The sequence below is a fragment of the Lactiplantibacillus nangangensis genome, assembly GCF_005405065.1.
Classification (GTDB): Bacteria; Bacillota; Bacilli; order Lactobacillales; family Lactobacillaceae; genus Lactiplantibacillus; species Lactiplantibacillus nangangensis.
The window spans coordinates 16,225-33,685 of sequence record NZ_BJDI01000002.1; the positions used below are offsets into that span (position 1 = coordinate 16,225).

At 42.2% G+C, this 17,461-nt stretch carries 20 protein-coding genes; 15 read left to right on the forward strand and 5 right to left on the reverse strand.

The features are described from left to right. Positions 1-2: 2 nt before the first annotated feature. Positions 3-746 carry a pseudouridine synthase gene (locus FFM70_RS01640; protein WP_137615127.1) on the forward strand — a complete coding sequence of 248 codons (744 nt, stop codon included), beginning with the start codon at positions 3-5 and terminating at the stop codon, positions 744-746. An 87-nt stretch (positions 747-833) separates the two neighbouring features. Here the strand turns inward: FFM70_RS01640 and FFM70_RS01645 are convergent, their stop codons facing one another. Continuing rightward, positions 834-1,661 (reverse strand): NAD(P)H-hydrate dehydratase, encoded by an 828-nt coding sequence (locus tag FFM70_RS01645; RefSeq protein WP_137615128.1) that lies wholly within the window; start codon positions 1,659-1,661, stop codon positions 834-836. 128 nt (positions 1,662-1,789) lie between these two features. Here FFM70_RS01645 and pepV point away from each other — a divergent pair, with 128 nt between their 5' ends. Both pepV and FFM70_RS01655 read left to right on the forward strand, forming a co-directional pair. After that, positions 1,790-3,193, forward strand: a complete 1,404-nt coding sequence (gene pepV, locus FFM70_RS01650) for a dipeptidase PepV (protein ID WP_137615129.1) — start codon at positions 1,790-1,792, stop codon at positions 3,191-3,193. Between the two features lie 35 nt (positions 3,194-3,228). Continuing rightward, positions 3,229-3,738, forward strand: a complete 510-nt coding sequence (locus FFM70_RS01655) for a universal stress protein (protein WP_223877404.1) — start codon at positions 3,229-3,231, stop codon at positions 3,736-3,738. A gap of 346 nt (positions 3,739-4,084) precedes the next feature. On the opposite strand, the gene FFM70_RS01660 is transcribed toward FFM70_RS01655, so the two are convergent. After that, on the reverse strand, positions 4,085-4,285 hold the full coding sequence (locus FFM70_RS01660) for a hypothetical protein (RefSeq protein ID WP_137615130.1): 201 nt from the start codon (positions 4,283-4,285) through the stop codon (positions 4,085-4,087). Positions 4,286-4,615: 330 nt separating this feature from the next. Between FFM70_RS01660 and FFM70_RS01665 the strand changes: the two genes are divergently transcribed. From FFM70_RS01665 to FFM70_RS01690, 6 genes are all read left to right on the forward strand, one after another. Continuing rightward, positions 4,616-5,236 carry a flavodoxin gene (locus FFM70_RS01665; RefSeq protein ID WP_137615131.1) on the forward strand — a complete coding sequence of 207 codons (621 nt, stop codon included), beginning with the start codon at positions 4,616-4,618 and terminating at the stop codon, positions 5,234-5,236. Between the two features lie 313 nt (positions 5,237-5,549). Continuing rightward, positions 5,550-6,659, forward strand: a complete 1,110-nt coding sequence (locus tag FFM70_RS01670) for an ABC transporter ATP-binding protein (RefSeq protein WP_137615132.1) — start codon at positions 5,550-5,552, stop codon at positions 6,657-6,659. After that, positions 6,634-7,590, forward strand: a complete 957-nt coding sequence (locus tag FFM70_RS01675; protein ID WP_137615133.1) for a carbohydrate ABC transporter permease — start codon at positions 6,634-6,636, stop codon at positions 7,588-7,590. The genes FFM70_RS01670 and FFM70_RS01675 overlap by 26 nt, the downstream gene beginning before the upstream one ends. Next, complete coding sequence (locus FFM70_RS01680) at positions 7,590-8,438, forward strand: carbohydrate ABC transporter permease (protein WP_171002275.1); 849 nt, start codon at positions 7,590-7,592, stop codon at positions 8,436-8,438. The genes FFM70_RS01675 and FFM70_RS01680 overlap by 1 nt, the downstream gene beginning before the upstream one ends. Continuing rightward, positions 8,435-9,796 carry an ABC transporter substrate-binding protein gene (locus FFM70_RS01685; RefSeq protein ID WP_137615134.1) on the forward strand — a complete coding sequence of 454 codons (1,362 nt, stop codon included), beginning with the start codon at positions 8,435-8,437 and terminating at the stop codon, positions 9,794-9,796. The genes FFM70_RS01680 and FFM70_RS01685 overlap by 4 nt, the downstream gene beginning before the upstream one ends. Before the next feature lie 20 nt (positions 9,797-9,816). After that, on the forward strand, positions 9,817-10,503 hold the full coding sequence (locus FFM70_RS01690; protein ID WP_137615135.1) for a glycerophosphodiester phosphodiesterase: 687 nt from the start codon (positions 9,817-9,819) through the stop codon (positions 10,501-10,503). 65 nt (positions 10,504-10,568) lie between these two features. Here FFM70_RS01690 and FFM70_RS01695 read toward each other — a convergent pair whose 3' ends face one another. Together FFM70_RS01695 and mscL are read right to left on the reverse strand one after the other, a co-directional pair. Further along, on the reverse strand, positions 10,569-11,216 hold the full coding sequence (locus tag FFM70_RS01695; protein WP_137615136.1) for a deoxynucleoside kinase: 648 nt from the start codon (positions 11,214-11,216) through the stop codon (positions 10,569-10,571). A gap of 94 nt (positions 11,217-11,310) precedes the next feature. Continuing rightward, complete coding sequence (gene mscL, locus FFM70_RS01700; protein WP_137615137.1) at positions 11,311-11,697, reverse strand: large-conductance mechanosensitive channel protein MscL; 387 nt, start codon at positions 11,695-11,697, stop codon at positions 11,311-11,313. 194 nt (positions 11,698-11,891) lie between these two features. Between mscL and FFM70_RS01705 the strand changes: the two genes are divergently transcribed. The 6 genes from FFM70_RS01705 to FFM70_RS01730 all read left to right on the forward strand — a co-directional run bounded on the left by FFM70_RS01705 (position 11,892) and on the right by FFM70_RS01730 (position 16,749). Then, positions 11,892-12,713, forward strand: coding sequence for a Cof-type HAD-IIB family hydrolase (locus tag FFM70_RS01705; RefSeq protein WP_137615138.1), 822 nt, complete (start codon positions 11,892-11,894; stop codon positions 12,711-12,713). Positions 12,714-12,852: 139 nt separating this feature from the next. After that, the gene (locus FFM70_RS01710) at positions 12,853-13,461 is read left to right on the forward strand and encodes a hypothetical protein (protein ID WP_137615139.1); all 609 of its coding nucleotides are present in this window, start codon (positions 12,853-12,855) and stop codon (positions 13,459-13,461) included. A 108-nt stretch (positions 13,462-13,569) separates the two neighbouring features. Continuing rightward, positions 13,570-14,958, forward strand: coding sequence for a sensor histidine kinase (locus FFM70_RS01715; protein ID WP_223877405.1), 1,389 nt, complete (start codon positions 13,570-13,572; stop codon positions 14,956-14,958). Beyond that, positions 14,955-15,731, forward strand: coding sequence for a LytR/AlgR family response regulator transcription factor (locus tag FFM70_RS01720; protein ID WP_223877406.1), 777 nt, complete (start codon positions 14,955-14,957; stop codon positions 15,729-15,731). The genes FFM70_RS01715 and FFM70_RS01720 overlap by 4 nt, the downstream gene beginning before the upstream one ends. 164 nt (positions 15,732-15,895) lie before the next feature. Then, on the forward strand, positions 15,896-16,237 hold the full coding sequence (locus FFM70_RS01725) for a hypothetical protein (RefSeq protein ID WP_137615141.1): 342 nt from the start codon (positions 15,896-15,898) through the stop codon (positions 16,235-16,237). A gap of 131 nt (positions 16,238-16,368) precedes the next feature. Beyond that, positions 16,369-16,749 (forward strand): hypothetical protein, encoded by a 381-nt coding sequence (locus tag FFM70_RS01730; RefSeq protein ID WP_223877407.1) that lies wholly within the window; start codon positions 16,369-16,371, stop codon positions 16,747-16,749. On the opposite strand, the gene FFM70_RS01735 is transcribed toward FFM70_RS01730, so the two are convergent. Next, positions 16,746-17,228: a hypothetical protein gene (locus tag FFM70_RS01735; protein WP_137615142.1), complete on the reverse strand. Its 483-nt coding sequence runs from the start codon at positions 17,226-17,228 to the stop codon at positions 16,746-16,748. The two genes, FFM70_RS01730 and FFM70_RS01735, sit on opposite strands and share 4 nt — an antisense overlap. Positions 17,229-17,461: the final 233 nt, after the last annotated feature.

A 17,461-nucleotide genomic window follows, 5' to 3' on the forward strand; every position in this document is an offset into this window, starting at 1 on the left:
TGATGCGAATTGATAAATTTTTACATGCCATGCGAGTGGGGACGCGAACGCAGGTCCGACGACTCATCAAGGATGGGCATATTACGACGAATGGTGAACCAGTGTTGTCTGGTAAACAACAAGTCAATCCCGGTAGCGACATGGTGCGATTAGATGATCAGCAGGTACGCTACCAACAATATTTTTATTATGTGATGAATAAGCCCGTCGGTGTCATTACGGCGACCGTCGACGCGCAAGCGAAAACGGTGCTCGATCTGTTCAATACCACTGACTATCGTGACGACCTCTTCCCAGTCGGCCGTTTGGATAAGGATACTGAAGGGGTCCTCGTGATGACGAATGACGGGGCCTTGTCACATGCTTTGTTGTCGCCGGCTCATCATGTAACCAAGGTCTATGAGGCCGAGGTCACCGGTGAAATTACGCCAGCACAAGTGGCTGGGTTCAATGATGGGATTACGCTTAAAGATGGGACACAATTACAACCCGCAGAAGCGGAAATTGTGGCTTTTCATGAAATTGAAAACTTTACGACTTTACAAATTAAGATTCATGAAGGTAAGTATCATCAAGTTAAACGGATGATTGGGACGCTCGGTGAACGGGTCGTTCAACTCCGCCGTATCGCCTTTGGGTCATTAGAGTTGCCCGTGGGATTACTGGCCGGTAATTACCGTGCCTTGACGGATGACGAATTAAAGGCGCTAAAACAGGATGCTGGTCAAGCGACTGACATCGACTAAAAAATCATCGAAACCTAGCTGATTATGGCTGAGTTTCGATGATTTTTTATTAGCCGCGACCTCCGGCTAAATCGGTGGGGTGACTGATTAATTGAGACTATAACGATGCATGTATTTCGGAATTTCGGCACTAATCTGGTGTGGGAGGACGACATAGCGTGATTGTGCCAAGTCATCGGCAATTTCACTATGCAAATAAACCGCACTGAGAATAGCATTGGTAAAGTCTTTAAATTGGGCCGTAAAGCCACCAATCATGCCAGCTAACGTGTCACCCATGCCGCCAGTGGCCATCGCCGGTGTACCGCCGGGATTGAACCAGACACGGTCGTCGGTGTAAATCGTCGTGTGATGCGCTTTAACGACGGCAGTGACGCCTAGTCGTTGCTGAGCCAGATGGTTGGCTGTCGGCGTTTGGTCAGCGATTTTAAGCCCACTGAGCCGTTGCCACTCCATTTGGTGCGGGGTCACCACGATTGGGACTGCCGGCAGTGGCTGCTGACGAGTCGCTAATAAGGTCAGAGCGGAACCATCGATGACGAGTCGTTGATTGGCTTGGACGTGTGCCAACACCGTTGACAGCAAGTGTGTCGCTAACTGGTCCGTGCCCAAGCCAGGACCGATGACGATCACATCCATTGTTTTGAGTAATTGACTGACAAATTCGGTTTGATGATAGTCTACGACCATGGCTTCCGGTAATTGCGCGTGTAAACTTGTGAAGTTGCTGGCATCGGTCGCAACGGTGACTAGGCCCGCACCACTGAGGACAGCGGCAGTTGCGGCCATAATGATGGCGCCACCATAGTTTTGGTTGCCACCAATCAGCATCAGCCGACCGTAAGTGCCTTTGTGAGATTCGGCTGGTCGGCGGATGATCGTTTGATGGACTAATTCAGCTGTGATTGATTGCAAATGAACACCCACTTTCAATGATTTAACTCGAGTATAACATGATTGCTTGAGAGCGGTTGCTTCCGATTATTAACTTCGCATAACCTATGCTAAAATTGAGTTAGTAAACGATTGGGAGGAATTTTAACATGACAATTGATTGGCAAGCTGAAGCTGCAAAGTACCAAACAGATTATCTGGCAGACTTAACCACCATGTTACGCGTACCTAGTTTCCGTGATGACGCACAAGCAACTCCTGAGGCACCCCTTGGTCCAGGTCCTAAACAGGCCTTAACGACCTTTTTAGCCTTGGCGGAACGCGACGGTTTCAAAACTAAAAATATTGATAACTTAGTCGGTTATGCTGAATACGGTGAGGGCGATGAAACCCTAGCTGTATTGGCTCATGTTGACGAAATGCCAGCGGGGAATGGCTGGGATACGGATCCGTTTGAACCAACTATCAAAGACGGTAAAATCTATGCGCGTGGGGCTTCTGACGACAAAGGTCCTGGGATGGCCGCATATTATGGCCTTAAAATGGTCAAAGCGCTTGGCTTGACGTTGAACAAAAAGGTTCGTTTCATTGTTGGAACCGATGAAGAAAGTAATTGGACCGGCATGAAACGGTATTTTGAAGTTGAACCAGCACCAACGCTGGGATTTTCGCCAGATGCCGAATTCCCGTTAATTAATGGGGAAAAAGGTAACGTTAGTTTGCAAGTTCATTTTGGCAACCAAGCGAAAGCACCGTTTGAATTGGTTTCCTTTGATTCTGGTTTGCGGGAAAATATGGTGCCACGTGAAGCAGTCGCTGTGATTAATACTCCCGCTAATGATCAAGTGGTCACTAATTTCGAAGCCTTCTTGGCAGCCCAACCAGTCACTGGTCAAGCGACACAAGCTGCTGATGGGCTAAAACTCGAAGTTGTCGGTAAAGCCGCACATGGGATGGAACCGCGCAATGGCATCAACGCTGGGACTTATTTAGCCACCTTCTTGAGTCAGTATACGTTTGGCGCCGATGCACAGGATTTCTTGAGTTTCATTGCCACTAAATTGCATGATGATTCACGCGTTAAGCAGCTAGAACTTGCTTATACAGATAAAGTGATGGGCGACTTGACGATGAACGTGGGGCTCTTACATTTTGATCAACAAAATGGGGGCGATTTGACCTTAAACTTCCGTTATCCAAAGGGTATCGAACCAGCAACGCTGACTGAAAAAATTAAGCAGCAATTACCAGCTGGCGCAACGATTAGCCAGGGAGATTTCATGGTGCCACACTACGTTGATCCCGCTGACCCAATCGTTAAAGATTTGATGGACGTCTATCGTCGGCAAACTGGTGACACTGACTCACAGCCAGAAATTGTTGGTGGTGGGACGTATGGCCGAATGATGGCACGTGGGGTGGCCTTTGGGGCTTTGTTCCCATATACTGAAGACACGATGCATCAAGCCAACGAATTTCAACCAATTGATGATTTGATTGCAGCGATGGCCATTTACGGCGAATCGATTGCCGTGCTCGCAACTGACAACTAAGATTCGACTATCATTTTTAACTAAGGGGGATGCTGATGATGACTGGTTATCAAGACGTGCTGGTTGGCGTAGATACGTCACCACAATCGCAATTAGCACTAGATAAAGCAATTGCGATTGCGGCACAAATGCAAGCAACATTAGATATTGTGACGATTATTAATACTGAAAAATTTATTGGAATCACACAAGGACCAATGGGGTTTGGCGCAGCCACGCCACAAGTTTTGGACGAACTGACAACTAAGCTCAAGGCGAACCTAGTGCGGGCACGCAAGGCTGCGGTGGCTGCCGGGGTGACGGATGTGCAGGTTCACTTGCATTCTGGTAATTCGAAATCATTACTGGCAACGACCTTACCTACGCGTTATGGGACGGATCTAATTGTGTTGGGGGCGACTGGACTCAATGCGGTCTCCCGTTTCCTAATTGGGTCGAACGCCACCTATGTCACTCGTAACGCACCTTGTGATGTCTTAGTTGTGCGTACGGATCAGCAGCATCAACCGGTTAAAACGAGTACGCGGCTAACCCGCCGACTATAATGATTCTTTTTCAACCGCTATTGATGAGGAACTTTATGAGAAAATCAATTCATTTTCGAATTGGTTTTCTTTTTTTGTTCCGAATTCTTGTGTAAAATCGCGTTCTGTCAAATGAGGATGTTGAAAGGTTGAATTGTTGCTATCGACATCAGTACAAATGATGTTAGGGTCTTTAATTTGAAGTGTATCTTTGAAAAAACGGTTTGGAGATATTTCTTCTCACTTGCTTTTACTTTGGACGGTCCTAGTGATAAAATGCGGAGTTTTGTCCTTTTTATTTGACACAAATATTGGGTGTTGGTTGCTTCACTTATTGTCCTTGCCTTGTAGGCGTCATCGATTTCTTTTAACTGAATGGGTACGTGAAGACTTTGCCAGGATGAATGTCACTGCCCAATACAGCCTTCAACAACACTTGCTTACCATAAGTGGAACCGCCCACAATAATGGTGTTGTAATCAAACGAAGCTGTCATAGCTATTTTAGGTTCGTGTGGTAAATCAACGTGACCAGCAATGGTGCAAAGACGAGCAACGGTCATCGCCATTTCGTTTGATAACTCGGTGCTACCACATTTAAGTACGGCATCCGCAACCGCGTCATTGGTCGGTTCTTTAATGTACTGAATATCATCTCACCAAGTTTGGCAACTGTCGATTATACCCAATTATAAGGCCAATTTTTGATGGCCTTATGGCGACTCATCACAACAATCAGTTTAGCCCTAAGTGTCTTAGTAGCAAACTTTACATGATATACGTATTTGCTATAGTAAGACATTCGATATAGGTATTTTACATTGCTACATTCTCGCATTATGATAATTTCAACGTTTTAGGATATTTGGCTTTTACATGTGAGAAGGGGAAATTTTAAGATGCGAAAATTGAGTTTAATCCTCATTGGACTTGGCGCTATTATTATTGTCGGAGTTTTGTTGGTTACCCATATCAACACCGATAAAAATTCAGGCACTACAACCAATCAAACGGTGGCCGCTACCAAAAATAAACAGTCTGACGGTAAGTCTATTGTTATTTATATGACCCGTACCGGAAATACTGCAACAGTTGCTAAGACCATTCAAAAACAAGTAGGTGCCGACATTTATCATCTACAAACCAAGGAAAAGTATCCGACCAGTTATCAAAAAATGTTGAAGGTTGCACGTTCTGAACAGAATCGGAATTCACGACCAGAATTGACCGGAAAACTCCCAAATTTAACAGGGTATAAATACATTTTCTTAGGTTATCCAATATGGTTAGATAAAAATCCGATGGCCATCAATACTTTTCTTAATCATTACCCAAGTTTCAAGGGAAAAACGATTTTACCATTTACGACTAGCGGTAGTAGTGGCCTAGGATCCAGTATGCCCGAATTGAAGCAGTACGCGAAACGGGCAAGCTTTAGGTCAGGACTGGGGCTTACCGATGATCAATTAGGTGACACAAAACAGTTAGTAAGGTCTTGGTTGGCAAAGAATCATTTTTAAACCGATAAATTGGCCGATATTAAGGTGAAATCAGTGTAAAAAAGCACTGACTAGTGAATTAATCGATTTTCAAGCGCCAGAACATGAAGACTCAAAAATATAATTGAATATGACTTTCAAAGCCCGCTTGACGAGAAATCGTTGAGCAGGCTTTTATAATGGCCAAATAATCGTTGTGTGGTGCAACATTTTACGCAAGTCATACATAAACTTTACAGCAAGTCGACACGATTGAAACGTTCATCTGGCATGATTTAGGAAGTGATTGATTTGTTTAAATCACTAATAAATTGTTTAAGGGAGTAGGACAGACATGGGAATCGAATTGAAAGGCATCACTAAGACTTATGATCATAGCGAAAAGCCAGTTTTGAGCGAGGTTAACGCCGAAGTTCAAGATGGTGAATTATTTGTGATCGTTGGTCCATCTGGTTGTGGGAAAAGTACATTATTGCGGATGGTTGCGGGGATCATTCCAATTTCTGACGGTATTTTAAAAATCAATGGTCAGGTCATGAACAATGTGCCACCGAAGGACCGGAATTTATCAATGGTCTTCCAAAGTTACGCGCTATATCCATTTTTAAGTGTCGCTGATAATGTGGCATTCGGTTTAAAAGCCCGTAAGATGGCGGCAGCCGAAATTACCCAACGTGTTGACGATGCTTTAAAGATGGTCAACTTAACGAAATATCGTGACCGTAAACCACGGGAACTTTCAGGTGGTCAACGGCAACGGGTCGCTTTGGCACGGGCAATTGCGAGTGATTCAAAAATCTGCTTGATGGATGAACCTTTGTCAAACTTGGATGCGCAATTACGGGTTCGGATGCGTTCTGAAATTCGCGAATTACAACGCAAATTAGGGTTAACTTTGATCTACGTGACCCATGATCAAACTGAAGCGATGACAATGGCTGACCATGTGATGGTTTTACATGATCAACATGTCCAACAGATCGATTCACCACTTGGCATTTACAATCACCCAGCCAACCATTTCGTTGCCCAGTTCTTTGGAACCCCTCAAATTAACTTGTTAACGGCAACGACTAGTGGGAATGGGACTGCAACCCAATTGATTATTGATGAATATTTACAAGTGTCACTCGATAACCCAATCGCTGCTGGGACATATACGGTCGGTATTCGACCAAACCAACTTGGCATGAAGCAAGTTGCTGCAAACAGTGGGAATGCCACGGTTATCAATGTGGAAGCCCTTGGTGACCAAACAATTATTGAAGCTGTTATGGATAACGACGTTGAAGTTCGCATCGTTAAAGATGGCCAAGTTCACGTTGAATTGGACCAACGGGTTGCTGTGACGGCTCTTGGACCAGCCTTTGTATTCGATGACCATGAAGCCTTAATTGCGGAACAAGGAGGGGTAGAAAATGATCGAATCGTTGCCGTCAACTAAGCAACAACCTAAAGGCCCTGAAGCGAATAATGAAGTGACTGCTAAAGTCAAAAGCTTCGAGTTAAAAAAGAATGACAAGTATTATGCTTGGTTGTTCTTGGGGCCATCAATCTTATTATTAACGGTCTTTGTCTTCTTCCCAATGTTGCGAACTTTATACTTGAGTCTATTTTTGACAGATACATTTGGGAATCCAACCGTCTTTATCGGTTTGAAGAACTACACGACCTTGCTTAAATCTGCATCATATATTGCAAGCTTGAAAGCAACTGGGACGTATGTTATTAGTGTTTCTGTTTTCACTATTATTTTTGGGCTATTACTGGCAGCCTTGGCAAACCAAAAACTGCGTGGGATTAGCTTCTTCCGCAATATTTTTACCGCCACGATGGGTGTTTCGGTTTCAGTTTCAGCCGTTTTCTGGCTGTTCATGTTTAACCCATCATTGGGTATCTTAAACAAAGTTGTTGTTGCATTTGGTTTTCATCCAATCAACTGGTTAACAACGCCAGGTTGGGCGATGACCGCTGTGATTGCAACAACTGTGTGGATGCATTTAGGTTTTACGTTCTTACTATTCTTTGGCGCGTTACAAGCTGTTCCTAAAAGTTTGTATGACGCTGCGTCTGTTTCAGGCGCGACATCACGGTATCAATTTTGGCACATTACGTTACCAATGATTTCACCAACCATGTTTTTCGTCGCTGTGATCACGTTGATCTCAGGGTTCAAGAGCTTTGGACTAATCGATTTGATGACAGGTGGTGGCCCAACTAATGCAACTAACTTGTTAGTTTACCGGGTCTATAAAGATGCTTTCATGAATGGTAACTATGCACAAGCAAGTACGGAAGCCATTATTTTGACGATTATTATTGCCATTATTACATTTGTTCAATTTAAGCTCTTAGCAAAGCGGGTGAATTACTAATGGAAAATTCCATGATGAAACAAGTTGCCAAGAAAAAAATACTTGGTAATACCGTTAAATATTTACTGTTGGCCATTTTGGCTTTTATTGTCATTTTTCCCTTCGCCCTTGGAATTTGGACGAGCTTTTTGCCATCCATGGATATTGCTAAAGGGACGCTTTGGGGTGGCGGTCAGTTGACGCTACATAATTACGTCACTGCTTTTACTCAGACTAAGATTTTGCGTTATCTGTTAAACAGTTTAGTAATTGCAACCTTGGTGACAGCGGCGCATTTATTCTTCTGTTCATTAGGAGCCTACGCTTTTGTCTTCTTAGATTTTAAATATCGTGATTTCTTGTTTTACGTGGTTTTAGGCACAATGATGTTGCCATTTGAAGCAGAAGTGATTCCAAACTTTGCAACGGTCAAAATGCTTGGGTTATTAAACCATTATTCTGTAATGGTGATTCCGTTCTTGACTTCAGCATTCGGAATCTTTATGCTACGCCAGACTTTCAAACAAATTCCACGAGATTTAAAGGAAGCTTCCGATGTTGACGGGTTATCGCATTGGCAATTTTATTGGAAAGTGGTTATGCCGTATTCCAAGATTAGTTTGTGTACATTAGCTGCCTATAGCTTTTTAGGCGCTTGGAACCAATACCTCTGGCCAATGTTAACGACTTTTAGCGATCATTTGCGTCCAGTACAAGATGGCTTACGACAACTACAGTCAGAAGAAACATTCAATGACTGGGGTATGGTACAGGCTAGTGCAGCAATCGTTGTTGTACCAACATTGATTGTCTTATACATTGGCCAACATTACTTTAAATCAGGCTTAAATGAGGGATCCGTCAAATGAAAAAACTTAGTCAGTTATTTAAACGTTATTGGCAGCTTTTTAGTGCCGCTGCAGTTATTTTGGTTATTGGTCTTGGTGTCTTCGGCTATTCGAAATCACAAGTACACGCCGCTTCTGGACGGACGCGGGTCGTCTTTTGGCATGAAATGAAAGGTCCTGGTCAGAAAAAATTAGTGACTTTTATCAATGAATTTAATAAGTCACAATCGAAGTATGAGGTCGTTCCCCAATTCCAAGGTGGTTACAATGATGTGATTCAAAAGATCATGAACACCCACGGAACTGATGCCTCACCAGCGATTTTCCAATCAATGGATATTTCAACTAGCCAAATGTATCATAGTGGTTTTACGGTTCCAATGCAGAAATTTATTGATAAAGAAAATTACGATATTAGCAAGATTGCATCGGTTGCCAGAGGGGTTGCTACTCGGAATAATACGTTATTAGCAATGCCATTTAACACATCGCAAACGACATTGTATTATAATGCTGGTTTGTTGAAGAAGTATAAGATTACACCACCACCAGTTAACCCAACTTATAGTGATATTACTAGGGTTTCTAAACAACTTTATGACCGTTCTAACCACAAAGTTAAGGGTATTAGTGTTGAAGCCTACTCATGGTTATTTGAACAATTCTTATCAAATGCCAACGAAGAATTTGCCAACAAGAACGATGGTCATTCTGGTATTTCAACCAAGGTAAACTTTACTGGGCCAACAGCTATTAAATCAATGACTTGGGTACAGGATCGTGTCAAATACGGTGATTTCATGAACTTTGGTTCTCACAAAAATGAAATGGCTGCCTTCCTATCTAATAAGTTAGGGATTTATATGCAGACTTCAGCTGATATGAGTGTGTTAGCTAAAGGCTTAGGTAAGAACCTTGGAGTCACCTATTATCCACGACCTGATGGCGTTAAAGCCAACGGGATTTCAGTTGGTGGCGCCTCACTTTGGATTTCTAATGATAAATCTGAAGCCGTTCAACAAGGTGCTTGGGAATTCACTAAGTTCTTGATTAATCCTAAGAATCAAGCCCGCTGGGAAAAGGCTACTGGTTATTTAGCGATTAACAAGGATTCTGCGAATGAACCAATCTTAAAGCAGTCCTATGAAAAGTTACCAATGCTTAAAGTGCCAAGTGATCAGTTGAAGAGTGCCAAAGCCAATTACACCAACTCCGGAATTTTTGTAGATGGCGTGGTTGCAGCTCGTTCACTCGTTCAAAATGCCATGCAACAAATTTATGCCGGGAAAGATGTCTATAAATCACTTAAGGCAGCTGAGGATTCTTATAATAAAGTGTTAGAATCAAATAACCTGGCCAATGGCTGGACGAAGAAATAAGTGGAAAGAGTTGAAAGATAGTGACAAGTAAATCGTTGATTTATGGTCATCGTGGCGTTCCGGTGAAGTTTCCAGAGAATTCATTAGCGGGATTTGCATATGCGGTGGATCAAAAGATTGATGGCTTGGAATTTGACGTGCATCTGACGAAAGACAGTGTGCCCGTTATTATGCATGATGAAAAGATTGACCGGACAACGGATGGTCAGGGAAAAATCTCTGATTATACGTATGCCGAGTTGCGTCAATTTTCATTAGCCAATGGTGAACCAGTCCCATCACTGAAGGAGTTATTGGATTTAGTGAGTGGTGAACCAGTGCATTTGAACTTGGAATTTAAGACGGATAAGCATTATTATCAGGGGATTGAACGAATCGTCTTACGTTTAGTTCACCAAGCTGACTTAGTTTATCCCGTTGTATTTTCGTCATTCAACTTGCATAGTTTGGAACGTGGCTATCGCCTAGATCCAAGTCAAAAGTACGCCTTTTTATCCGCGGCACATATTGGAAATCCCGAAGATTTCTGTGCAAGCGAACATTTAGAAGGGCTACATTTAGAACATTATCAGGCAATGTCGACTGTTTCCGAACGGGTCTGGACGGTTGATGATCCAGATGAAATGCGGCAATTGTTTGATAAGCAAGTGAGTGCCGTGATTACGAACAATTTTGAATTGGCTCGCGATGTGCGTGCGGTGAGCTAAAGTTAATGGCATCAAAAAAGCACTATCGTTACGGAAGTTATTCCGTGGCGGTAGTGCTTTTTGCGTTAAGCTTTGGCTGGGTTGCGGATCTTGCCAAGTTCAGCGTCGATTTGGGCTAAGACGGCCTGTTGATTTTCAGGCTTTTCCAAGTCATAGTGTTGTAAATCAATCTTCATTTTTGGACTAGCATCGTATTCGTCAAACCACTTACGGTAAGCTGTCCACATTTTGTAGTAGTACGATTCCAATTCAGGATTGTTATCGAATTGTTCATAATCACGACCACGTTTCTTGATGCGATAAAGGATCGTGTCAAAGTCAGTTTCTGAATAGACCATCAAATCTGGCGCCTTTTTAGGGAGTTCAGTTAATTCGGTCATCATGTTATCTAACAATTGAAGATAAACGCTTAATTCGGTATCAGAAATGTTACCTTCGGCGTTGTTTTCTTGAGTGAAGAGGGCATCTTCATAGATTGAACGGTCGAGGACGTTATTATCATCCGCCAATGCCTTCTTGATCATCCCAAAACGTTTATTTAAGAAATAAATTTGTAGTAGGAAACCGTAGTTTTTCGGATCCGAGTAGTACAGTGGTAAGACTGGATTGTCACCAACGGGTTCGTAAAATGCTTTTGTACCAAGGTGGTCGGCGATTAAACCAGTTAACGTGGTTTTGCCGACCCCAATCATTCCTGCTGTTATTATCACCATGATAGCCCCTCTTTATAGAAAATTGCACTACATATTGTATACCAAAAAAAGTTTCAATACCATATAGACATTTGGTAGAAACTTTGCTTAGTGGCTATTTTTTGGCTTGTTCTTTTAGCAAATCACGGATTTCAGCGAGGTATTGAGCCGATAGATCCGGCGTTTCTTCATCTTCATCGTCTTCAACTGGTTCTGTGCGGACGACGCGATTAATTATTTTGACCATGAAAAAGACGACGATGGCCACGATAAAAAAGTTAATGACTGAGTTGAGAAAAGCCCCGTATTTAAAGGTGGCTTCACCAATTGTAAATTTCAAATTTGATAGATCAATCTTTCCTAAAAAAATCCCAATTAATGGATTAATCAGATAATCAGTTAAAGATTTGACGATTGCGGTAAAAGCCGAGCCGATAATGACCCCAACTGCTAAGTCAATGACATTGCCACGAGCAATAAATGTTTTGAATTCTTCAATCATGCAGAAAAACTCCCTTCAGTTTTTATCTTGACTAGTATAGCGAAAACTGAAAGCGGCCTCAACTGCTTTGCACTGCTAAATCAGAATTAGTAGTGTTAGAACGGTCACTAGCCAAACCAACGATAAAAGCGGTTGCATTTCCCAGATGAGTTCGCTAAAGTGAAAGTATGACTATGAATTGCGAGGGGTTTGCTATGTATAAAATGATCGTATGTGATTTGGACGAAACTTTAATGAATGATGATGGAACGCTCTCTGATAAAAATGCGGCAGCGATTCAAGCGGCAACTGCTAAGGGCGTCTACTTTGTGCCTAATTCTGGTCGGAGTTATACCTCATTTCAAAATGATTTGGAAAAGATGCATTTGCGCGACCAAGCAGGGCAATATTCGATTTCTTATAATGGTGGCTTAATCTTAGAAAATGCTGGGAACCGCCCAATTGCTGTTAACGCGATGCCGTATGCCATGGCCAAAGCAGTTTTTGAGACTGGTGCGGCTAACAAGCAAGCGGCGACTCATGTCTATACACAAGATGTGTTGTACATTTATAATCCAACGCCCGAAGATTCTGCTTACCTGACTAATCGTGGGGTCTCGTTTGAAGTGTTGAAGACGCCGGATTTTGAGCAGTTTAAAGATATGAATATTATGAAGGTCATCATGGCATTGCCAACGATGTCGGCGCGCAAAGCCATGCGAGCGGCGGTCGAAAAGCAAGTTGATCCGACTGAATTAGCCGTCACTTATTCCTCTGATCGTTATGTTGAATTTAATCGGGCCGGCGTGGATAAGGGGTCAGCCTCAGTTCAACTTGGTAAGTTGTTAGGCATCAAACCTGACGAAATTATTGCGGCTGGTGATAACAGTAATGATTTACCAATGCTGAAAGCGGTTGGACTACCAGTCAGTGTCGCTAACGGTTTAGATGTGGTGAAATCAGTGGCAAAGTACGTGACAACTGCCGATAATAATCAGGATGCCATTGCTGAAATAATTAACAAGTTTATATTGTAAAATGAGCTGGTAATCAACGGTAGCAGTCTCCGTTTGAATTGAGGGTTTTACAAGTGGTATGATAGGGATTGAAATTAGTAAATTGAAGTATACTAGCCAGTGATAACTCACTGGACATCAGTGAATGGAGGAACGCGCAATGAGTGCGATTCGAGACGATTTAGCTAAAGCAATCAAAAACAAAGCCCTCGTTGAAATCTATTCTAAAGGGACCAACGAGCAGTTTAGCGTTGGCTATGTCATGCAACAAGACGAAAAGTTTGTCTTAGTCGAAGCCATTAATGTTGACGGTGAGTTAGATGGTTTGGTAGTTTTCCGTAAGGCGTCCTTAGCCAAGGTAATTGCGTCTTCCGATTATTTGAAGAGTATGGCGACAATTGTCAGTTTAGCGCAACAACGGGGCTACTATGACATTTGGAATACGGAGCATTTGGTGGCCAAGTTTTTGAAGAAAGAGGCTCAACACGATCATTCTTTGTTAAAGACGTTGTTGAAGCTAGCGTTCAAAAAGGATCAAGTGATTCAGCTATCAGGTCGTATCAAAAAACATGGCGACAGTTATACTGGTTTTATTCATAGCGAACATAAAAAATATTTGGAATTCAATTATGTGGATACCTTTGATTTAACCAAACGTCCTCAAATTGCAGTTCGGTATGCTGAAATTGACGAAGCCAGTTTCCACAGCTTTGAAACGTTCAACATTACGGCTGTCATCGAAAGCTATATGCCCGGTGATTTCCATTAAGATGACTTTTGAAAGGCATCAGGTCGAGTTGGTCGATCTGGTGTTTTTTATTGCCTGCAACTAACTAAGGCAGGGAAAGATTAAGTAAAGATTATTAAGTTTTATCAGATGAAATATACAAATGGCGGTCATTTCGATACAATAAGACTATTGAACTATCGGTTTTCGGGGGAGGGGCGCACCATCGTTTATGTGTATTGGTATATTGCCGCATTTGATCACTGGTATTCAGTCATGCTGGTCTTTATGCTACAGATTTTAATTAATCGCGAGTTGCGACAGCGGCGCGTCTATGTGACGGTCGTAATGATGGCGTTGTTACTAACTGGCCTATATATGTGGTATGACGATTATTCGGATATTGCGACTTTCATTGTAAATTTAGGGTTGTTGTGGTTTGTCCGCAATAAAAAGTTCTTTATTGTCACCAGTTTGACGGCGACCTTATCGTATATCTTGTTCAGTTATTTCGGTAATTTCGCAACCGAGACGATTTTTCATCTGTTTGGGCTTGGACTGGATCAATGGAGTGGCTGGTTATTTGAAATTGTTGGTGAAACGATCGTCACCGCCTGCATGTTGGCCGTGGCCATTAGTTTTCAAATCTTGTATAAACGACATGCGCGTCAATTTACGGATGAAGTGTTGTTAAACGTCGTCGTGTGTGCATTAGCCGTCGTGGCAATTGCTTTTTTTGCCATTACAACTGCCGCAGATAATTACAATATTGGTTCTGGATTTTTAGGAATCTTAATGATTATTCTGGTTGCTATTTTACTGATTAATGGTGGGACGTTCATCTACCTATTTTATAGTTATACGATGCGGGTTCAGGCTCATCGCCAGTCGCTAGAACGTAAGCAGTATGATATTTACGTTAATAATTTGGAAAGTAGCTATCAAAATTTAAGAAAATTTCGTCACGATTATCAAAATATTTTGCTATCATTGGGCGAATATATTCATGCAACCGATAATTCTGAGCTTAAAACCTATTTTGATGAAGTCGTGCTACAGTCACAAAAAAGTTTAACCCGTGACTTTGGCCATTTTGACAACTTGGAACGGATTAAGGATAAATCGTTAAAGGCAATCATTCAAAATAAATTTTCAGTTGCCCGCCAAGCCGGTATCAAGGTCCGACTTGAAGCGAGTGAGCCGGTGACGCAGTTGGCAATCGATCCGGTGACATTAGCGCGGGTGAGCGGTATCTTATTAGACAATGCCATTGAAGCGGTGAAGAGCCAAGCAGATGGTCAAATTGCCGTTGCCGTTGTAAAATACCCTAAAATGGTTGAGTTAGTGTTTGCTAATTCGATTCAGGCACCAATCGCGCGTTTGGATGAATTAATGACTGCTGGGCATACTTCTAAAGGTGTCGGCCACGGTCAGGGTTTAGCCACGGTGCGTGAGTTATTAGATCCGTTAGATAATGTGACCTATGAGTTGGGTGCCCGTGATCAGTTCGAATTCATTATCAGTATTGAAAGTGAGTGAGTGGTTTGTTAAAGACTTTTGTCGTTGAAGATGATCCAGAGCAATTAGCAACCTTAAAGCAAATTATCAATAACCATATCATGATTAATGATTTTGATATGTGTTTAACGCTGGCAACTGGTGAAGCGCAGGCACTTTTGGATGAAGTTAATGCTCACCCAGACTCTGAAGGACTCTATTTTTTGGATATTGATTATCCTGGACAGGCGCTCAATGGGTTGGAATTGGCCAGCAAGATTAGAGAACAAGATGTGAATGCCAAAATTGTTTTCGTCTCGACACATGCCGAAATGGCGTTCCTCACGTTTGAACGTCGCATTGAACCGTTGGATTTTATTGTGAAGGATTTAGGACAAGCGGCAGTTAAAGAAAAAGTCGAAAAAGATATTCGAATCGCCTATGAACGTTATACGAAGCAAGGTGTTTCGAGCAAGGCCATGTTTTCTTATTCAAAGGGTGGTCAGCTATTTAATTTGCCGTTATCGCAAGTCTTATTTATTGAAACTGGGATGAGTCGGAATAAGCTGGTTTTGCACTTAGTGGATCGAATCGTACAGTATAATGGCAAAATCAGTGATGAAACAGTTGCACATCCGGAACTTTTTCGAGTCCATAAGAGCTTTTTGGTCAATCCAAACATGTTGGTGCGGGTGGACAAGCAAGCACAATTAGGCTACTTTGAAAATGGTGAGACAATTGACATTGCAATCCGTAAAATGCATGATCTGTTGGCGTTAATTAAACAGGCGCAATTGCCAGTAAAATTAAATTAATGACTCTTATGTAACAAAATCGTTGTGTGAACTAAAATTGAAGTAACGTTGGTGCAGGCTATTTTAGGCTTTGCACCTTTTTTGTTTACTGAACGGAAGTCTCAATTATGATAAGACTATCGACTTAGTCAGTTGTGGGGACTGGCTAAAAGGGGGATACATTAATGAAGCAGTTTTGGTCGCTGATATTGATGATTCTCGCCGGATGCTTATTAATTCTAGGTTCGGAGTATAGTTTGCAGGGCGATTATCGTCATCATCGACATCAAGTGACGGCCACCATGACTTATGATGCCGCTAAAAAAGCGGCCATCGTGCGTGGTCGGACGAAGCATGGGGTGATTGTGACTTTTCGCGCGGGTAAGTTGACGCGACAAGTCATCTCGAACAAACAAGATGGTCGCTTCTACGTCAAACTAGTGATGAAAAATCAATCCAGCGTGGCTGTACAAGTTGCTGGATTGAAAACAAAAACATTGAAAGTACCAGTAGCGTCAAAGCGTTAGGGCATAATTGGGTAAGATCCGGAAGGTCACTTCGCGGGTCTTTTTTTGCTAAAAAAGGGTTAAGCTTCAGTGGGAGAGGTAGGCGTCTTGTGCTAAATAGGGTATGGTTACATTGACTATAAAAAGGAGTCGTGAAAAAAACCATGCTAGTCGTTTGTTTGATATTGGCTGTTGGCTTGATTGGTACCGGAGTTTTACGTTTTCGTTACCATTATCGGTTGTCGATGGGGACGATTACCGAGACCGCTTTTGCTTGTTCGTTATTAAATATTGGGGTGTTTCTTTTTTTTGTGTTACTGGGGCAGCTTTCAGGACCAATTGTCACGGGGCGTTTTTATTTGCCATTTTATCGACTTTTACAAGGTGGCTTGATTCCCTTAATCGGCATATTGTTATCGATTTATGGCATGTGGCGGGAAAAGGGCCTGATGAATTGGTGGCTATTGCAATTTAACTTGTTATTTTTGATTTTTGATATTTTATTAGTTTGGTTTGGCGGGGTTGCAAGTTAAGCTTTTTTGAGGGCTTGCTTGATCACATTATAAAATTCACGTCCATTGGCGACGGCAGTTTGATTGACTTTCACTGTCGTCGCTTTTTCGCGCTCAAAAAGGGTGGTCGTTTTGAGATCCGGATTGGTGAGTTTAACTGTGATGTCATGAGTGCCCCGATTGGCCAGTTGGATAGTTAGACGGATCTCATTACCAGTAATGGGTAGAGCGCTAACTGAGGTGCCCAAAATGAGGCTGAGGGCAGTTTCTAAATCGGCTGCGTCACCCGCCGTAAATTGGCTTTTATGTCCATTCCGGACGTCCGTAATCAAATAATTGATCGTATTAACAGCGTTGACATAGGCTTCACCGTTCTGATGTTGTCGCTCGTTACCACTGTCAATTTGTGAAAGTGGGCGCCGGTGAATGATGACCAATCGGATGAAATAGAACATGACAATAACAACCAGGATACTCGCAAAACCCCTAAAAAATAACATATGACTGAAAGACACTCCTTTAAAATGTAAACTGACGAGAACAGTTAGCCGTTTAATCAAACCGTTCATTTGCTTTAACGGTTCCTATCCTAACATGATTTAACCCAAAAAGGTGAAAATTTTTTAACTAATTTTAGAGGCTTACATAACTATTTAAATATCATGTAATTTTATATTTTGAAAAATATATTTCTATTTTTCGTGTTTTAAGCATAATCTTCACACTTTCTTCA